Source organism: Alcanivorax sp. (assembly GCF_051117345.1).
GTDB lineage: Bacteria > Pseudomonadota > Gammaproteobacteria > Pseudomonadales > Alcanivoracaceae > Alcanivorax.
The window spans coordinates 1-15,657 of sequence record NZ_JBNPEC010000173.1; the positions used below are offsets into that span (position 1 = coordinate 1).

Annotated in this window: 15 protein-coding genes and 1 pseudogene; 5 read left to right on the plus strand and 11 right to left on the minus strand. The window is 60.2% G+C overall.

The window, feature by feature from the left end; genetic code table 11:
* Both ACFE0K_RS11120 and ACFE0K_RS11125 read left to right on the plus strand, forming a co-directional pair.
* Window positions 1-187: pseudogene (locus ACFE0K_RS11120) on the plus strand (PilZ domain-containing protein); the annotation flags it as partial.
* On the plus strand, window positions 180-905 hold the full coding sequence (locus ACFE0K_RS11125; protein WP_434536131.1) for a class I SAM-dependent methyltransferase: 726 nt from the start codon (window positions 180-182) through the stop codon (window positions 903-905). The pseudogene ACFE0K_RS11120 and the gene ACFE0K_RS11125, both read left to right, overlap by 8 nt.
* A gap of 154 nt (window positions 906-1,059) precedes the next feature.
* On the opposite strand, the gene ACFE0K_RS11130 is transcribed toward ACFE0K_RS11125, so the two are convergent.
* The 5 genes from ACFE0K_RS11130 to rnd form a co-directional block, all read right to left on the minus strand.
* Window positions 1,060-1,515, minus strand: coding sequence for an HIT family protein (locus ACFE0K_RS11130; protein ID WP_434536132.1), 456 nt, complete (start codon window positions 1,513-1,515; stop codon window positions 1,060-1,062).
* A complete protein-coding gene (locus tag ACFE0K_RS11135; protein ID WP_434536133.1) occupies window positions 1,515-1,859 on the minus strand; it encodes a hypothetical protein in 345 nt (114 codons plus the stop codon). Before ACFE0K_RS11135 ends, ACFE0K_RS11130 begins: the two co-directional genes overlap by 1 nt.
* A 65-nt stretch (window positions 1,860-1,924) precedes the next feature.
* Window positions 1,925-2,377, minus strand: coding sequence for a YcgN family cysteine cluster protein (locus ACFE0K_RS11140; protein ID WP_434536134.1), 453 nt, complete (start codon window positions 2,375-2,377; stop codon window positions 1,925-1,927).
* Window positions 2,370-2,675: a YcgL domain-containing protein gene (locus ACFE0K_RS11145; protein WP_272962194.1), complete on the minus strand. Its 306-nt coding sequence runs from the start codon at window positions 2,673-2,675 to the stop codon at window positions 2,370-2,372. The genes ACFE0K_RS11140 and ACFE0K_RS11145 overlap by 8 nt, the downstream gene beginning before the upstream one ends.
* Window positions 2,675-3,748, minus strand: coding sequence for a ribonuclease D (rnd, locus tag ACFE0K_RS11150; protein WP_434536135.1), 1,074 nt, complete (start codon window positions 3,746-3,748; stop codon window positions 2,675-2,677). Before rnd ends, ACFE0K_RS11145 begins: the two co-directional genes overlap by 1 nt.
* Before the next feature lie 236 nt (window positions 3,749-3,984).
* On the opposite strand from rnd, the gene gpmA reads away from it, so the two are divergent.
* Entirely contained in the window at window positions 3,985-4,731 is a 747-nt protein-coding gene (gene gpmA / locus ACFE0K_RS11155; protein WP_434536136.1) for a 2,3-diphosphoglycerate-dependent phosphoglycerate mutase, read from the plus strand.
* A gap of 198 nt (window positions 4,732-4,929) precedes the next feature.
* Here the strand turns inward: gpmA and ACFE0K_RS11160 are convergent, their stop codons facing one another.
* From ACFE0K_RS11160 to ACFE0K_RS11185, 6 genes are read right to left on the minus strand one after another with little or no spacing between them, the layout of a single operon-like run.
* The gene (locus tag ACFE0K_RS11160) at window positions 4,930-8,211 is read right to left on the minus strand and encodes an efflux RND transporter permease subunit (RefSeq protein ID WP_434536137.1); all 3,282 of its coding nucleotides are present in this window, start codon (window positions 8,209-8,211) and stop codon (window positions 4,930-4,932) included.
* Complete coding sequence (locus ACFE0K_RS11165; protein WP_434536138.1) at window positions 8,208-9,371, minus strand: efflux RND transporter periplasmic adaptor subunit; 1,164 nt, start codon at window positions 9,369-9,371, stop codon at window positions 8,208-8,210. The genes ACFE0K_RS11160 and ACFE0K_RS11165 overlap by 4 nt, the downstream gene beginning before the upstream one ends.
* A complete protein-coding gene (locus tag ACFE0K_RS11170; RefSeq protein WP_434536139.1) occupies window positions 9,368-10,327 on the minus strand; it encodes a hypothetical protein in 960 nt (319 codons plus the stop codon). Before ACFE0K_RS11170 ends, ACFE0K_RS11165 begins: the two co-directional genes overlap by 4 nt.
* Window positions 10,324-11,415 carry a hypothetical protein gene (locus ACFE0K_RS11175; protein ID WP_434536140.1) on the minus strand — a complete coding sequence of 364 codons (1,092 nt, stop codon included), beginning with the start codon at window positions 11,413-11,415 and terminating at the stop codon, window positions 10,324-10,326. The genes ACFE0K_RS11170 and ACFE0K_RS11175 overlap by 4 nt, the downstream gene beginning before the upstream one ends.
* The gene (locus tag ACFE0K_RS11180; RefSeq protein ID WP_434536141.1) at window positions 11,412-13,037 is read right to left on the minus strand and encodes a GH3 family domain-containing protein; all 1,626 of its coding nucleotides are present in this window, start codon (window positions 13,035-13,037) and stop codon (window positions 11,412-11,414) included. The genes ACFE0K_RS11175 and ACFE0K_RS11180 overlap by 4 nt, the downstream gene beginning before the upstream one ends.
* A 13-nt stretch (window positions 13,038-13,050) precedes the next feature.
* Window positions 13,051-13,824, minus strand: a complete 774-nt coding sequence (locus ACFE0K_RS11185; RefSeq protein ID WP_434536142.1) for a hypothetical protein — start codon at window positions 13,822-13,824, stop codon at window positions 13,051-13,053.
* A 207-nt stretch (window positions 13,825-14,031) separates the two neighbouring features.
* On the opposite strand from ACFE0K_RS11185, the gene ACFE0K_RS11190 reads away from it, so the two are divergent.
* Together ACFE0K_RS11190 and ACFE0K_RS11195 are read left to right on the plus strand one after the other, a co-directional pair.
* The gene (locus ACFE0K_RS11190; protein WP_434536143.1) at window positions 14,032-15,039 is read left to right on the plus strand and encodes a helix-turn-helix domain-containing protein; all 1,008 of its coding nucleotides are present in this window, start codon (window positions 14,032-14,034) and stop codon (window positions 15,037-15,039) included.
* A 125-nt stretch (window positions 15,040-15,164) separates the two neighbouring features.
* On the plus strand, window positions 15,165-15,657 hold a 493-nt coding region (locus tag ACFE0K_RS11195; protein WP_434536144.1), incomplete at its 3' end, for a putative solute-binding protein.

Sequence of the window (15,657 nt, forward strand, 5' to 3'; positions counted from 1 at the left end):
CAATTCCGATGTTGAGCTATGGGTGGCCCTGCTCGAAGAGCACGGCCCTTACCATCTTTACGGCACCGTCGCCTGGTGTGCGGCTCCGGAAGGCCAGCTCCTGGCAGGTATTGCGCTGGATCTGGAACGGGCGGATGGCCGACTGTGGGCTGCCCACTTCGATGACGACGGTTTTTTCAGTGACTGAATCGCTGTTTCAGCGCGGCAGTCAGTATCAGCAGTTTCGCCCCACCTACCCCCCTTCTCTTTTCCAGTGGCTGGCCAAACAGAGTGCGGGTCATAGTCTTGCGCTGGATCTGGGCTGTGGCAGCGGACAAGCCAGCCGGGGCCTGGAGCCCTGGTTCCGGCAGGTGCTCGGTGCCGACATCAGCCATCAACAGTTGCTGGCAGCCCCCTCATCGCAATGTCACTACCTGGTCAGCCTGGCGCACCATCTGCCTCTGGCCGACAAAAGCCTGGACCTGATTACCGTCGCCCAGGCCTACCACTGGTTTGATCAAGCAGCCTTTCAGGCCGAAGCGGAGCGCACCCTGCGGCCCGGTGGCGTGTTGGCACTGATCAGTTACGGGGTCTGCGAGGTAGCAGGTCTGGAAGGTATGATCCGGGACTTTCACGACGGCCCACTGGCTCCCTGGTGGCCCGCCGAGCGGGCCCAGGTGGTCGCCGGCTACCCGGATGCCGATATGCCCTGGCCGGCACTACCTTACCCCGGCGACACCATCACCCTTAACTGGTCCGCCACCGACATGCTCGGCTATCTGGACACCTGGTCCGCTCTGGTTCAGGCCACCCGGGCCGGGGAGTGCCCGCTGGACGACTTCGCACCAACGTTAAGACAAGCCTGGGGGAAGGCACCGCGCACGGTGCACTGGCCTTTACGGGTACGGGCCTGGCGTAAACAGTGAACAGTGAACAGTGAACAGTGAACAGTCTCAGGCTGCGATCTGAGCCAGCGCTATCAAGTCTTTTTCTGTTTTTCCAAAAAAAAGGCCACACCCACTAGGTGGGCGTGGCCTTTTGCCTCTCAGATCAAGCACCGCCCGCTCGCGACGCTGTTAACTACTTAGCGGCTTCCGGAAAGTGTTCGCCCAGCAGGCCAGCCAGGCGATCCAGCCGTTTGCGGCGACGGGCCAGACCAAAGACGTTGAGTAAGCGGGTGGCCCAGGTGAAGGCGGTAATCAGAGTGTCGCCACCGCGACGGGGGATCACGTGCACATGAACGTGGGGCACGTGCTGATTGGCTTCGCGACCATCATTGACCACCACGTTATGAGCCTTCACCGCCAATCCGGCCTTTTTCTGGGCCATGATGGTACGGCGCGCCAGGTCCATCAGGTGATTCGTCAGGCTAGCATCCAGCTGCTCCAGCAAGGGAGCGTGCTCTTTGGGAATCACCAGGCAATGGGCTTCGCGGATCGGAAACAGGTCCAGAATGACCATGGCCCGGTCATCCTCGTAAACCACGCTGGCGGGCAGCTTGCCGTCGCGGATCTGGCAGAAAATGCAGTCGCTCATTACTCAGTGGCCCCGGCGGTCTGCTTGCGCCGCTGACGCCATAACTCCAGCACCGCCACGATCAGGGCCACCACCAGCATGGCCAACAGTGGACCACCGGCACGCCACAGGCTTACATCTTCCTGAGCCAGTCCGTCGAACAGCGTCACCACCCAGGCCGGCGCCCATTCATCATGCTGCGGTGAAACCGACCAGGGGGTCAGCAACAGCGCTGTCAGCAGGATACGCAACGGCACCTTGGCCCAGACGGCCAGCGGCCGGGTCAGCCACCACCAGACGAAGAGCACGCCCACACAGCCCAACAAGTACGCCAACCAGCCCCACATATACGCTTGTGTTGTCACAATGACTCCCATCCGGTTCAGGTATCAGAGATAAAGTAGGCCACACTGAGCCCAGCTGAAACGCCCTACTCTATCCAGTGAATAATATGCTCTTCCCAATCATCTTCGTGCACAAGCTGCTCGGGGACCACGCGCCCCGCCACACTGATTCCTGCCTGCCTGACCGTGCCCGGCGCCCCGCTGATCAGCGGATGCCATTCGGGCAATGGCTGGCCATGGGCACGCAGCCGGTAGGCGCAAGTGGACGGCAGCCAGGCGGTATTGCGTGCCACCGCTTCGGTGACCTGGATGCAATCGGGCACCTTGCTAAAGCGATTATCGTACACCCGGCACTGGCATTTCTGGCTATCCAGATAACGACAAGCCAGGTTGGTGAAGGCCAGCTCGCCACTGTCCTCATCCTGCAACTTCACCAGACAGCAACGGCCACAGCCGTCACACAGCGCTTCCCACTCCCGTTTCGACAACTCCCCCAGAGGCAGTTCCCAGAAACGTTCACGCAAGCCCTTCTCAGGCATCCGGCCCTGCCGGTTTGTCCGGATGGCCATCGGCCATGAACATGTCTTCATCCGGTGGCGGCGGCATTTGCAGGTAAAACCCCTTGATGCGGATGTCATCCATCACTTTGGCCACCTCGGCCCGGGCCAACGGCCGGTCCGGGCTGAGAATCATGTCGCTCACATGCACGGGTTTGCCAAACTGCTTCAACAGCACCTCGGGCAGATCCCCGGTTCCCTTCTGCCGATCCACATACAGGTACATGCCAGCCTTGCGGCGGCTTTTATAGATCGAGCAGAACAGCTTGCCCTTCAACATCAAAGCAACTCCAGTAAGGGCCTGGTGACAATATCATGGCGCCAGCCGGTGAGTGGCTCGGGGACCTGATCCGGATGGCGGATCAGGGACTCCAGCCAGCGGCGGCGCATCAGCACATCCGGTTTCATGTTCATGGACTCGGCAATCTCACCGACCCGTTTACGCAGGATCTTGGCCAGTTTTTTCTGGTGAGCATCCGGCGGCCCCGGCAACGGCTCAGGCGGCGTGCCACGCCGGCCCTCTTCCAGCAATTCCAGAATGGTATCACCATCCCGGCGGACTACCTTGGGATGCAGGCCCAGCTCCGAAAACAAACCCCGGTCACTGCGGCTGGAGCGAGCCAGGTCCAGTAGCTGGGCGTCCTTGAGCACAAAACCCTTGGGTAGATCCCGCTCCCGCGCCATGCGATCCCGCCAGGGGGTCAGCACCGCCAGCACCGCCAAGGCCTGACCCTGCAGCAGGCCGGCGCCTTTCACATTGCGCCAGGCCTTTTCCGGGGCGGTTACCGCCTGGGCCTGGGCCAGCAGCCGCTCGCACTCTTCCCGCCACCAGCTCTCGCGGCCCAGGTTTACCAGCCGGCCACGGAGAATGTCGGTCACCTCGGGCAGGTATTTCACATCATCCTCGGCATAGAGCAACTGCTCCTGGCTGAGCGGTCGCTTGAGCCAGTTGGTGCGGGTGGCGCCCTTGGGCAAGTCCACCCCGAGCAGCATTTGCACCACCCTCTGGTAGCCCAGCTGCATGTCCTCGCCGGTGAGGGCGGCGGCGATCTGGGTATCTTCGATGGCCGCCGGGTAGTCGCCGCTGAACGCCGCGATCGCCTCCAGATCCTCGGAACAGGCATGCATCACCAGGGTGTGCTGCTGAAACATAGGCGCCAGATCCGAACCGCTCGCCTTGGTGGTATCGATCAGACGTATCTGCTCACCATCGTGAACCTGCACCAGGGCCAGTTGCGGCCAGAAGGTGCGCTCGCGCATGAATTCGGTGTCCAGGTAGAGGGGCGTTGTTGTCGCCAGCCCGGACCGCCAGGAGGAGATGTCGTCGCTGTTGTCACACCAGAGATAAGCCATGAAGTCGCCTGAGTCTGAATTGGCGACGATTATACGGGCTCAGGGCGGCACATTTCAGCAACACAGGCCGCCGATGTGGCATTTATCCGCGACTGGGCCAGATAACCGCCTGATGGCAGTGTGAAAAATTGCACTCAGCGGGTCGAATAGCAGCGAAATATCCCGGCTCACGCTCAATTTCCCGGCGCTTTTCTGCTACGCTTTGCGCCGCACTGAAAACCGCACAGGAAGAACCCATGAGCACGAAACTGGTACTGGTCCGCCATGGCCAAAGCGTTTGGAACAAGGAAAACCGTTTCACCGGCTGGAAAGACGTGGATCTCACTGATCAGGGCCGCGAAGAAGCCCGCAAGGCCGGCGAATTGCTGAAGGAAGCAGGCTTTGAGTTCGATGTGGCTTACACCTCCGTGCTCAAGCGCGCCATCCGCACCCTGTGGTCCATCCTCGACAACATGGACCAGATGTGGATTCCGGTAATTCGCGATTACCGCTTGAATGAACGCCACTACGGCGCCCTGCAGGGTCTGAACAAGGCAGAAACCGCCGCCAAGTACGGCGACGACCAGGTGCATATCTGGCGTCGCAGCTACGACACCCCGCCGCCGAAGATGGAGCGCGATGACGAGCGCTACGCCGGCAACTTCCGGGTATACCAGGGCCTCAGCGAGAAAGAGATCCCCCTGTCCGAGAGCCTCAAGGACACCGTGGATCGCTTCGTGCCCTACTTCGAAAGCGAGATCAAGCCACAGGTCGAAGCCGGCAAGCAGGTATTGATCTGCGCCCACGGCAACAGCCTGCGGGCGCTGGTGAAATACCTGGGCGACATTTCCGACGAGGAGATCGTCAAGCTCAACATCCCCACCGGCGTGCCGATGGTCTACGAGCTGGATGACAACCTGAAGCCGATCAAGAACTACTACCTGGGCGACGCCGAGGAAGTGGCCAAGGCTGCCGAAGCGGTGGCGAATCAGGGCAAGGCGTAAGCAAAACGCCGACGGCCTGACGCAAAAGCCCGACCCGGGAAACCGGGTCGGGCTTTTTGGTGGGCAGCCATTCAGCATGGCCAATAGCCCAGCCAGCTGACAAAAGTAGCGAGGCACGAGTTTCCAGTTACGAAAACCGGCGTTCACTGCTCGCAGCTCGTCACTCGCGGCGTTGAGCATCCCCCAACAGGCTTTCTTCTACATGTGTTCGGTAGCGTCGCTGGCAGCCCCCTGATCCTGCCGTCCCGCTTCCCATGCCGAATGCAGAACAGGGTCTTCATAGGGATTAGCGGTAACCCACCAGGCGGTCAGGCGGCCCCGTTCATATGCCACCTCCACGCTATCGTCCTCCGAAACCTCCGGTGCCCGCCAGCGGGCCAGCCAGCGCTGCTGCAAAGCTCGCACGTCATGGCCGACCACCAGCAGGCAAGGCACCAGTAACAGGCTCACCAACGTCGCAAACAGGACGCCGAAGGCCAGGGACACCGCCATGGGGATCAGGAAGCGGGCCTGAACACTGGTTTCCAGCATCAACGGCGCCACCCCGGCAAAGGTGGTGATAGACGTCAACATCACCGGTCGCAATCGACCACTCACGCCTTCGATTACCGCATCGCGCAAGCGCATGCCGTGAGCCCTGAAGCTGTTGATGGCATCAATCAGCACCAGATTGTCGTTGACCACCACCCCGCTCACCGCAATCACCCCCACCAGCGACCACAACGTCAGGCTGTAGCCCAGCAGGAAGTGCCCCATGAAGGCCCCCACCATCCCAAAGGGAATCGCCGCCATCACCAGCAGTGGCTGGCCGTAGCCGCCGAACAGCACAGTGAGCAGGAAGAAAATTGCGGCCAGGGCGATCAGGTAGCTGATCGACAGATGATCGAGAAAATCCTGGATCGCCGCCTGCTTGCCGGCCACCGTCCAGCCGGCCTGCTCATCCGCTGTCTGCATGGGCGCCAGCACTTGTTCGCGCAGCGCCGTCATCACCTGGGCCGGAGAGGTCATGTGCTCATCCACGAAGGCACTGACAGTGGCACTGCGGCGGCCATCGTAGTGACTGATCATGGCCGGTACCTGGCGCCGGTTCAGGTCCGCCACCGCCGCCAGCACGGTGATCTCCCCATCCGGCAGCTGCACCGGTAGCCGTTCCAGGTCGCTGATGCGGCGGCTGTCGCCGCTGGCCAGACGCAGCATCACCGGCACTTCCTGATCCTGTTCAAACCAGCGATCCAGCTCGATGCCGTGGAAGGCATTGCGGATCTGCAGGCCCAGTTGCTCCGCCCGCAGGCCGGCCAGCTTGCCCTCCTCACGCAGGCCGATATCGACGATGGTGCGCCGGGCATGCAGGTTATTGGCCACTTCATGGACCCCTTCCATCCGTGACAGGGCCAGCGCCGTCTGCTCACTCAACCGCTGCAACGTGCCCAGATCCGGGTGGAACAGATTGACGTGGATGTCCGGTTTCACCTGCATCAGGCTGGCGTGGAATTTTACCGACAGGGCATCGGCAATGAGCCCGTGCTGGTCACGCCACAGGCTGGCCAGCTCCCGGGGCGGCAGGGCACCGGTATCGCCGCCAATGGCCAGAGTTACCCGCACCCGGAAACGGGCCCCCGGATCACGGGCATTGGAGGTTTTCTGGCGTACCCCCTGCTCGGCAAACACCGCGTCCACGGTCACCGGCTGATCATCAGCCTGCAACTGCGCGGATAGCTTGCGGGCGGAGCTTTCCAAGGCCTGCACTTCACTCAGCAGGCGCGCCTCGCCAGTACCCTGCGGAAACACCACTTCCGCCATCACCCGGTCTCCCTCCACCCGGGAGAACAACACCATGGTCAGCCAACCGCTGTTGACCAGGGCGCAGCAGAAAATAAACAACCCCACGAACACCACCACCAGCACATAGCGCCAGCGCAGCGCGCGGCGTAGCAATGGCCGGGCGCGGTATTCCAGCCAGCGGTCCAGCCCCGCGTTGATACGGGTGGAAAGCTGCTCGGACTGGCGCCAGATGCCCCGGGCCGGGCGGTCATAGCTGAGGTGGGAAGGCAGAATCCACAGGGATTCCACCAGCGACAGCACCAGAATGGCCATGGAAACGATGGGGATCACTCGCATCAGCGCCCCTTCCGGGCCGGGAAGGAACAGCAGCGGTGCAAAGGCAAACAGGGTGGTGAGTACCGCAAACAGGATCGGTCGCGATACCCGCTGGGCGCCGGCGATGGCCGCTTCCTGGCCGCTCATGCCGCCCTGTCTGCGCTGATGATCGATGCTTTCACCGACGATCACCGCATCGTCCACCACGATGCCCAGCACCAGAATAAAGGCGAACAGGGAAATGGTATTGAAGGATTCCCCCAGCACCGGCAGCAAGGCACAGGCGCCCAGCATGCATACCGGAATCCCCAGCGCCACCCAACCGGCCAGACGCAGGGTGAGAAACACCCCCAGCATCAGGGTCAGCAGCACCAGCCCCTGCAGGGCATTGCGCCACAGCAGGTGGGAGCGCTCACGGAACTGGGCGGCATCATCGCTCCACACCCGCAGGGCCACGCCGCGGGGCAATTCCACCTCCTGCAGATAGCCGCTAACCGCGCCGGCCACGTCCAGCACGTTCTGGTCGCCCACCCGGTAGACATCCAGGGCCACTGCCGGCTGGCCGTCCAGCCAGGCAGCCTGGCTGTCCCGGGAGAACCCGTCCTCGATATGCGCTACATCCCCCAGCCGCAGCAAATCACCCTGCTTCGACTGGCGGATCACCAACTGCTCATAGGCGCTGGCATCCCCCGGCTGCTGCCCGGTCTGCAGCAACCAGTCGCCCCGGTCACTGCGCAACAAGCCGCCCGCAATCCGCTCCACACTCTCCCGGGCTGCTGCGGCCATGCCTTCGAGCGTGAGCTGGTAGCGGTAGAGATCATCCCGCGCCACGGTCAGCGCCATTTCCCGTTCCGGCAAGTTCTCGATATCCACACTGGATACCGCGTCGTGGTTAAGCAGCTGCCGGCGTACTTGGTGGGCGAGCTGATAAATATCCTGGCGTGACAGGCTGCCACTGAGCAGCAAACGTACCACCCGGTTGCGCACGATCAGTTCCTGCACCCGAGGCCGCTCGGCATCGCCGGGCAAACTGTCCAATCCTTCCAGGCGAGTACGGATCTGTTCCAGCACCGCGCGGGTGTCATGGCCCTTGAGTACATCCAGTTGCACCGAACAGAGTCCCTCACGGGCTTCGCTGATCAGCTCGGTGCCGCCTTCCACATCATCGATGGCGGTTTCCACCGGCGTGCAGACCATGGCTTCCACGCTTTCCGGGGTGGCCTGGGGCCAGGCTACATAAATGCCGATACGATCCAGCGGCACGTTGGGCAGGGTTTCCTGGCGTGTATGGGGAATGGCCATCAACCCTGCCAGCAGCAGGGTGATCATCAGCAGGTTAGCCACTGCACCGTTACGGGCAAACCAGGCAATGCTGCGATTCACAGCGCTGTCTCATTAGCAGAACGGTCCGCCAGCCCGCTGGCAGGATCGCGGGGATCGATACGCATGCCTTCCAGCAGTTGCAAGTCACCGGCCAGCACCACCCGGGACGACGCCGTCACCCCATCGTGCAAATACAAGTAGTCGTCATCATGATGCAGCACTGCCACCGACTGACGACGCAAGCGCTTGTCCTTATCCAGTACCCAGACGGTATTTTCACCGGCCTGGGCCGCCCGGGGCAGTATCGCCACATTGCGTGTCGGCGCGCCGCGCAACTCCGCCTGCACCAGCACCCCGGGTTCCAGGGCCAGGCCGTCTTCTGAATTGGTGACCTGAACAATCAAATGCATCATGCGATTCTTGTTCAGACCGCCCTCGCGGCGCACTACCTTACCCTGCCACTGACCATCTCGGCCGGCAAAGCGCCCGCGCAGGGTAACGTTCACCGGTTGCAGGGTTTTTTCGTCGCCGGGCATGATGCCCAGTAGCGCCAACCATTCATCCCTTACCGGCAGGCGCACTTCCACCATGTCTTCCTGATACAAGCGGGCCAGCACACTGCCAGCCTGAATCTGCTGACCGGCCATTACCTGCACGGCTTTGAGCCGCCCGCTGATCGGCGCCACCAGCTCGGTCTGTTCCTGGTTACGCTGGGCCTGGCGCAGCCCGGCACGAGCAGAGGCCAGCCGGCTGTTGGCTTCGTCCAGTTGTGGCTCGAAGCGGCCCAGGGCGGAAGACCGCTTGGAAGACCCGGACACCCGTGCCCGCGCCCGGGTTTCTTCCAGATGCAGGCGCGCGGCGTGGACCGCGTTCTGCTGGGCGATCACGTTCAGGGCAAAAGGCTCCGGGTCCAGTTTCAGTAATACCTGGCCGGCAGTCACCCGCCCTCCGTCCGCCAACAGCGGCGACACCTCCTGCACCCGACCGGAGACCTCCAGGCTCATGGGCAATTCGTGACGGGCGCGAACCAGCCCCTGGCTGTGCACCGGGATCACCACGTCTTTCCATTCCACTTGCCAGGTATCCAGCGCGAGTATGGTTTCTTCCGTTTTCAGGGTGGGCGTAGCCGGCGGCACCAGATACAGCACAGTCACCGCCAGAGCCAGGGCCAGGGTCGCCAGCAGGGCCACCAGCACACGCAGACTGAGGAACCGTTTCATGCCGACACTCCCAATCCATCAACCCAGCGTTGCAGACAGTCCTGCACCACTGTCTCTGACGCGCCCAGGGACGGGTGCAGCTTCAGCGCCAAGCTCAAGGTGCCGTTAACAATCATCATGCCGTTGGCCACCGGATGGGTGGGGCTGCCCGGGCCACAGCAGGCGAACACGGTGTCGGGAGCCAGGCCGCCAGACACGAAGTCGATCTGCCACTCTCCCAGATTAGAAAAGGAACCACCGTGCTGGGCACCGTTGAGCAAACGCCCGCATAACCAATCCACGCCCCACTGACCAACCAGCCGGCCAATACGAGCAAGGTGCCAATAACGCCAGTGAATATTGGCTTTCAGATAGCTGCGAATGGTGCGATCCAGATGCGCCAGCGAGTCGCCACTATCCACCGTCATGTAAAAGGCGCTGGACAGATTCATGTCCGGCCGCCCCATAGGCACCACGCCGCGCATGTTCACGGGAAAACACCAGCTGATCGGTCCTGCATGGGTCATCAGGGTGTCCGCTACCGCCAGATGCAGCGCCTTTAGCAAGAGGCTGTTGAGTGATACCTGCATCGCCTCGGCCCGTTGACGTAACGCACGGGTCTGCTGCGGCGTCAGCCATTGCACCAAAGGCTCGTCCGCTTGCTCATCGGCGGTCGAGGTAAAAATTCGCCACTGTGGCGATTGTGGTTGACGCTGTTCCGGCCGGGCCTGCCAGCGACGCCAGAAAGCTGGCGCCCGGGTCTGACGACTGAGAGGCATGGGCGGCTGGCGCACGCCCATACGCTTGAGAGATTCGGCGATACCGCCTACGCCATCATGATCCCGATGCCGCAGTGCCACGGTATGGCGCTTCCCGGAGCCTGGATTGATGAAGATAAATTCGATGCGGTCATCAATACCGAGCCGGGCACGGGCCCGGTACCACATGCCGATATAGTCTGTTGCACTGGCACTCACAGGCGGGCGACCTCCACATAGGGCAGGCGCCCATCGAGCTGATCTCGCGGATCGCCGTCATAGCTCACCAGAAAATGATCGCTGAGCAACAGCCGGCGACGGTAACTCGCAGGCACCCGGGCCAGCGGGTCCTGGGAAAAAAAGCCACATACCAGCGCATCATAGTGACCATGGAAGCGGCTAATGGCATCGTCCAGCAACAGCCGCAGCAGCTCCGGACGGTTGTCCTCCACCACCAGGCTGTGCAGAGTCAGGTAGGACAGCACCCCGCCCGGCGCCGGCAATTTCATGCCCCCACGCAGCAGGCTGTGGGTGTTGTAAAGGTGACGCATGACGCCCATGCCCCGGGCATAGCCCAGTACCCGGGTCTGCTTGATGCCCTGCTGGTCCCAGAAGCCGAGCAGCCCCTTGAGAGTTCCACCAATCCACAACCCGATAAAGTTGCGCGGGCTGAGCCCGTAGCAATAGGCATCACCCCGCACCCGGGACACATCCCAGTAGGGGAAAAACTGCTTCTGGGCGCCCTGATAACGCAGCAGTTGGGAAATCGCATCCAGGTCTGCCTCGCCAGTCTGGCGAATGACCACATCGTCGGGCAGTTTCCGGTGGCGAGCCCGGGTATATAGCATGCTGGTTTCAATGCTGCCCGACGGATAATAGGTGGGCAGCCCGGCACGACCACTGGCCACCGTGGACAAGGACGCCATGTTGTCGCGCAACACCGTGGTCTGCATCCACTCACCGTCCGCCAGTTGCTTGCGCAATTGGCGAAACAGGCGATGCAGAATCATGCCGTTGCGACAGTGTGGCGAAATACGCAGATCGTGAGCGTAACGCACCGGCCTTACCTGACCGTTTACCCATACATTGCGCCAGCCCACGTTGTAGACCGCGCCAATCGGGCCCTCGCCCTCGCGGGGCTCGGCCACCCAGACATCCGGCTCTTCACAGGTCACCCGGGCGCCACGAAAGTAGTCCGGGTTTCGCTCGAAATTCAGGGTGACTGCACCGGGCTGGGGCGTACCCTGCAACAGGGACAGGATGGCGCCATTGTCCTCTTCCCGGGCCTGGCGAATGCGGTAGCTCATAGCACCGCCTCCCGGGTAACCCGAGCCGCCGCCTGCGGATGGCGAAGCCATGCCGGCAACTCACCGGGCCAGTACTGCAGGGACTCCATCTTGATGTTGCCTTCGATCATGCCGCGCTCGCGGCACTGCTGCAGATACCGCTCACGCATGTCCGGTTGAATCGCACAGCGCAGTGGTGCCAGTTGTTCCAGATTGCGGGCCAGCTGGTAATGGAAGTGTTGCTGCAGGGCATCATCAAGGGCCTTTGCCACTTTTTCACTGTCCCTACTCTCCCCTTCCAGCAACAGTAGATAACCGGGGGTGCCCCCTCCGGAATCCTCCACGGCCACGGTACATACGGGCAGGGTTTTTACCGGCAAGGTGATACTGGCAAGAGCCGCATCCAGCGCCGCAGCGGTGAGCTTTTCACCGACCATGTCCGTGGTACCGGCCCGCCCCAGGAAGGTCAGCGCAGGAATTCCCCCCGGCAAGCCATCCACTCGCACCAGATCTTTCAGCCGATAGCGCAACAGGCCACTACCGGTACTCAGCAGTGGCATCACCTCCTGCCCTGACTCCAGTTCCCAGGGCGCATAGATGGTGCCATCGGACGGGTCCTGGAATTCATACACATGGCTGCGGTAGGCCAGCGCGTGTTGTCCCTGATAGGGAATGGTGACCACCCCTTCGGTCGCCCACAGCCCCTTGCCCTGAAATGCCGCCTGCGGCAACAAGGCATACAGCTGCCGGGCCCAAGGGCCGGAGGCGGCGGTATCCCAGGCACTGACCAGCGCCAGCGACGGCCACAACGCCATAAAGAAATCCGCACTCAGGCGCCCATCCCACTGGCGCAGCAGTTCCGCCCCGCGGGAGGATCGTGGGCAGGACTGGGTATTGCTGCCCAGCATGCGGTTGCCCCAGGAGCCGGTAGCCAACACCTCTGCCAGTTCCTCGCGCCACATGGCCATGGACTTGAGCAAGCCCAATCCGAATGTGGGGCTCCAGATGGACATCATTGAAAGGGAGGAATCACTGATCAGATAGGCCAGCGTAGCAAACAGGGAATCCTCGGACGTGCGCGCCAGAGACACATCCTGGGGTACCGCCTGGGTAGCACCGGCCAACAGTCGTTTGCCCATGGACATGAGCTGAATATCGTCGTTGATATCATCGCGCATGTCGTCACGCAGCGAGGTGGGCACCCAGGACATGGACCAGTAATGGCGGCCCTGCCTGAGCCTGGGGAACTGACGATAAAGGTCAACGATCCAGGGGCTGATGGCGTTATCCAGTTCCGACAGAAAATGGCGGGTGTAAGGAATCCACTTGATTGCCGAGGTAGAGCCGCTGGTGGGCTGATAGCGAACCACCGGAGACTGGATCAGGGCATTGCCACCGGACTCGCGGGCACGATCGACCGGATCACGCCAGTGGTCGTAGTCGCTTACCGGCACCTGCTCGGCAAAGGTCTCCCATTGCCAGTCTGCCGCTATCCCTTGACGTAGCCCGACCTCACAGGCGGCCACCTTGCGCAGCAACAACGCCAGTTTTCGCCTTTGCACGCTTTCCAGATCTGCCCGCCCGGCGGCAAAGCGCCGCTCCCCCGGCCAGGCGGCCATTTTGAGCAAACGATGTCCGAACATGGTTACCCCGGTTTTATTCGCAGGCCACAGCTGCAATTTGTGCTTTTGTTTTTCTTCTCTGTTTACGCCACAGGGAGAACGGATAACTCACCAGCAGGGAAAAGTTGATTTCCCCGATACAAGGTAATTCTGTTCCCCGGTTCCAGGTAGGATTGCGTGTTTCGAAAAACTCGATTTTTTCGTTTTCCTGCCGCATTTCTTCGGTAATTTTTGCCACATTGGACTTCAGGTGAGTATAACCCTCACCGAAATCCAGCAGTTTTTTCTCTTCGCAGTAATAGTCGGCAAATAAGCGTTCACAATAGAAATCTACCAAAGGGGCAAGGTCGTCACTTTTACCTTCCGGATGCGGGTAGTAATTATGGAAGTTATTCGCCATCAGCAAATAGGTTTTATAGCCTTTTGATATCAGCAACCAGAACAGCGGACGAAAAGGGTGACGCAACTTTTCACGGATCATGCGGAAGAAAAATGTTACCTGCAGGGCGCGGCTGCCCCAGTATTTTTCTTCAATGATGGTATCGCCGCTAAAAACACCCTTTACCTGCCGACCAGCCACAGTCATATCCAGGGTTTTTAAGGTAGAGAAACCAACCACGCGCTTGGTCGGTTTTTCCTCGACCAGAATCACACCACTTTTCTCCACCATGTCGCGGCAAAAAACGTCGAGGCTTATATTTTCGTAGTACCCCGAGTAAATGTCATACATTCTTCGCATAACAGGAACTGATACTTTGGAAAGGGGGAGATAACGGGCTTTCAGGGTTTCTGTTTTTTCCCTTTGCATTTTTCTGCTCCATGGTTATTTTTATGCACAAAAAAGCGGGGCTCATCATGTCCATGGAAGGTGACCGACTTAATAGTTAAAGCGGCCATTTTTTTGTTAAAAAGGGCAATAGGTATTTAAAACCAGCAGGATAAGAAGCCTAATGAGAGGCCCGTCACAAGCATAACAACAACTGCATCAGGCATAATAAAAATGAAAAATGACGGAATGGCACTGGACGTTCCTCTTATATCAGTCCGTTATGCCCGCCGCTTCTTGCGGTTTGTACAAAAGAACGGAATAAGTGGAACCATAGTCCTCGAAGGAACCGACATTGACGCCAGCATGCTGGACAATCCAGACGCCTATCTTTCCATGAGACAGGTGCAACATTTGCTTCACAACGGCAATAAGCTGCTCAACGATCACACGTCTTCATTCCGCTTCGGTCAAGAGCTGGATCTACAGGGGCATGGCTTGTTCGGATTCGCACTACTGCGCCAACGAGATTTTCGCAAACTTGTGAATATGGTGGTTCAGTATCTGCGGGTTTCACTGCCTCTGATGGATATGGAAATTCACTGCACTGGCGAGCTGATTTCCATCCGTCTGCATGACAACTGGGATCTGAAAAAACTCAAACCCATGGTCGCCAATATTTACATGGGCAGTATCTACGCTCTGGCATCATTGGTATGTCGAAAATTCACTTTTGAATTTGATTTTTCCTGCCCGGGAAACAGCCTCGCATGGCAACGGTTGGCTGATGGCGTAGAGGTAAAATTTAACTGCCCGCATAACCGGGTACTAATGCCACTATCCGGGCGACAGGCAAAGGATGACGACAGCAGCGTGGCGACCTATCTTGCCACCGCCCGTTCACGGGAACAGCTGCAGAGTGATGACAGCCTGAAAGTGGTGATAAAGGTTCGCCAGGAGATTATGAATTCACCAGGCAGAGATGGCACTTTGGAGCGGGTCGCCCAGAAACTGGGGATGAGCCCGCGCTCAGTTCGGCGCCATCTGGGGCTGGCCGGCTTTGCCTTCAGCGGCATTCGCAACGATATCCGTGAAACCTTTGCCAGCCGTTATCTGCTGGAAACGGATATGCCCCTGGAAAAAATCGCCGACCAGCTTGGCTACAGCGACCAGGCCAGCTTCAGCAAGGCCTACCGCAGCTGGACCGGGCGCCCCCCCGGGGACGTCCGCCGTACCAGCCGTCCTGACCGTAACTGATGGAAATTGACCTAATCGCTACATGGGCAGGCGCTTGGGTTTTTCCATTTCTCCATCATTCCCACTAGTATCAAGGTCACCATGCTGCACACCTCCATACCAGCAATAACAAGCAGGATAGACCCATGAAGAAGTTGATTATCGCCGTCACCACGGCCTTTGCCCTCACCGCTTCACTGGCCGCCCAGGCCGAATCCATCAAACGCAAGATTTGTGTCTTTGATATCGTCGGCAACGTGGGACCGGTAATGAGTGCCATGAAAGACTGGCAGGCCGCCGCCCTGGGCTGGGGTCTGGAAGTGGAGCTGATTCCCCATACCAACGAAGCCATTGCCGCCGAGGACCTCAAGGCAGGCGTCTGCGATGCTGCCCTGATTACCGGTATCCGTGGCCGCAACTTCAACAAGTATGCCGGCACCATTGATTCCATTGGCGCCATCCCCTCCATGGAACATATGGAAGTGGTGCTGAAAGTGCTGGCACACCCACAAACCGCCGACAAGCTGTCCCAGGGGTCCTATCAGATCATGGGCGTGGCCCCTGCTGGTGCCGCCTACATTTTCGTCAACGACCGGGAAATCAACTCCCTGGCCAAGGCGGCCGGCAAGCGTGTGGCAG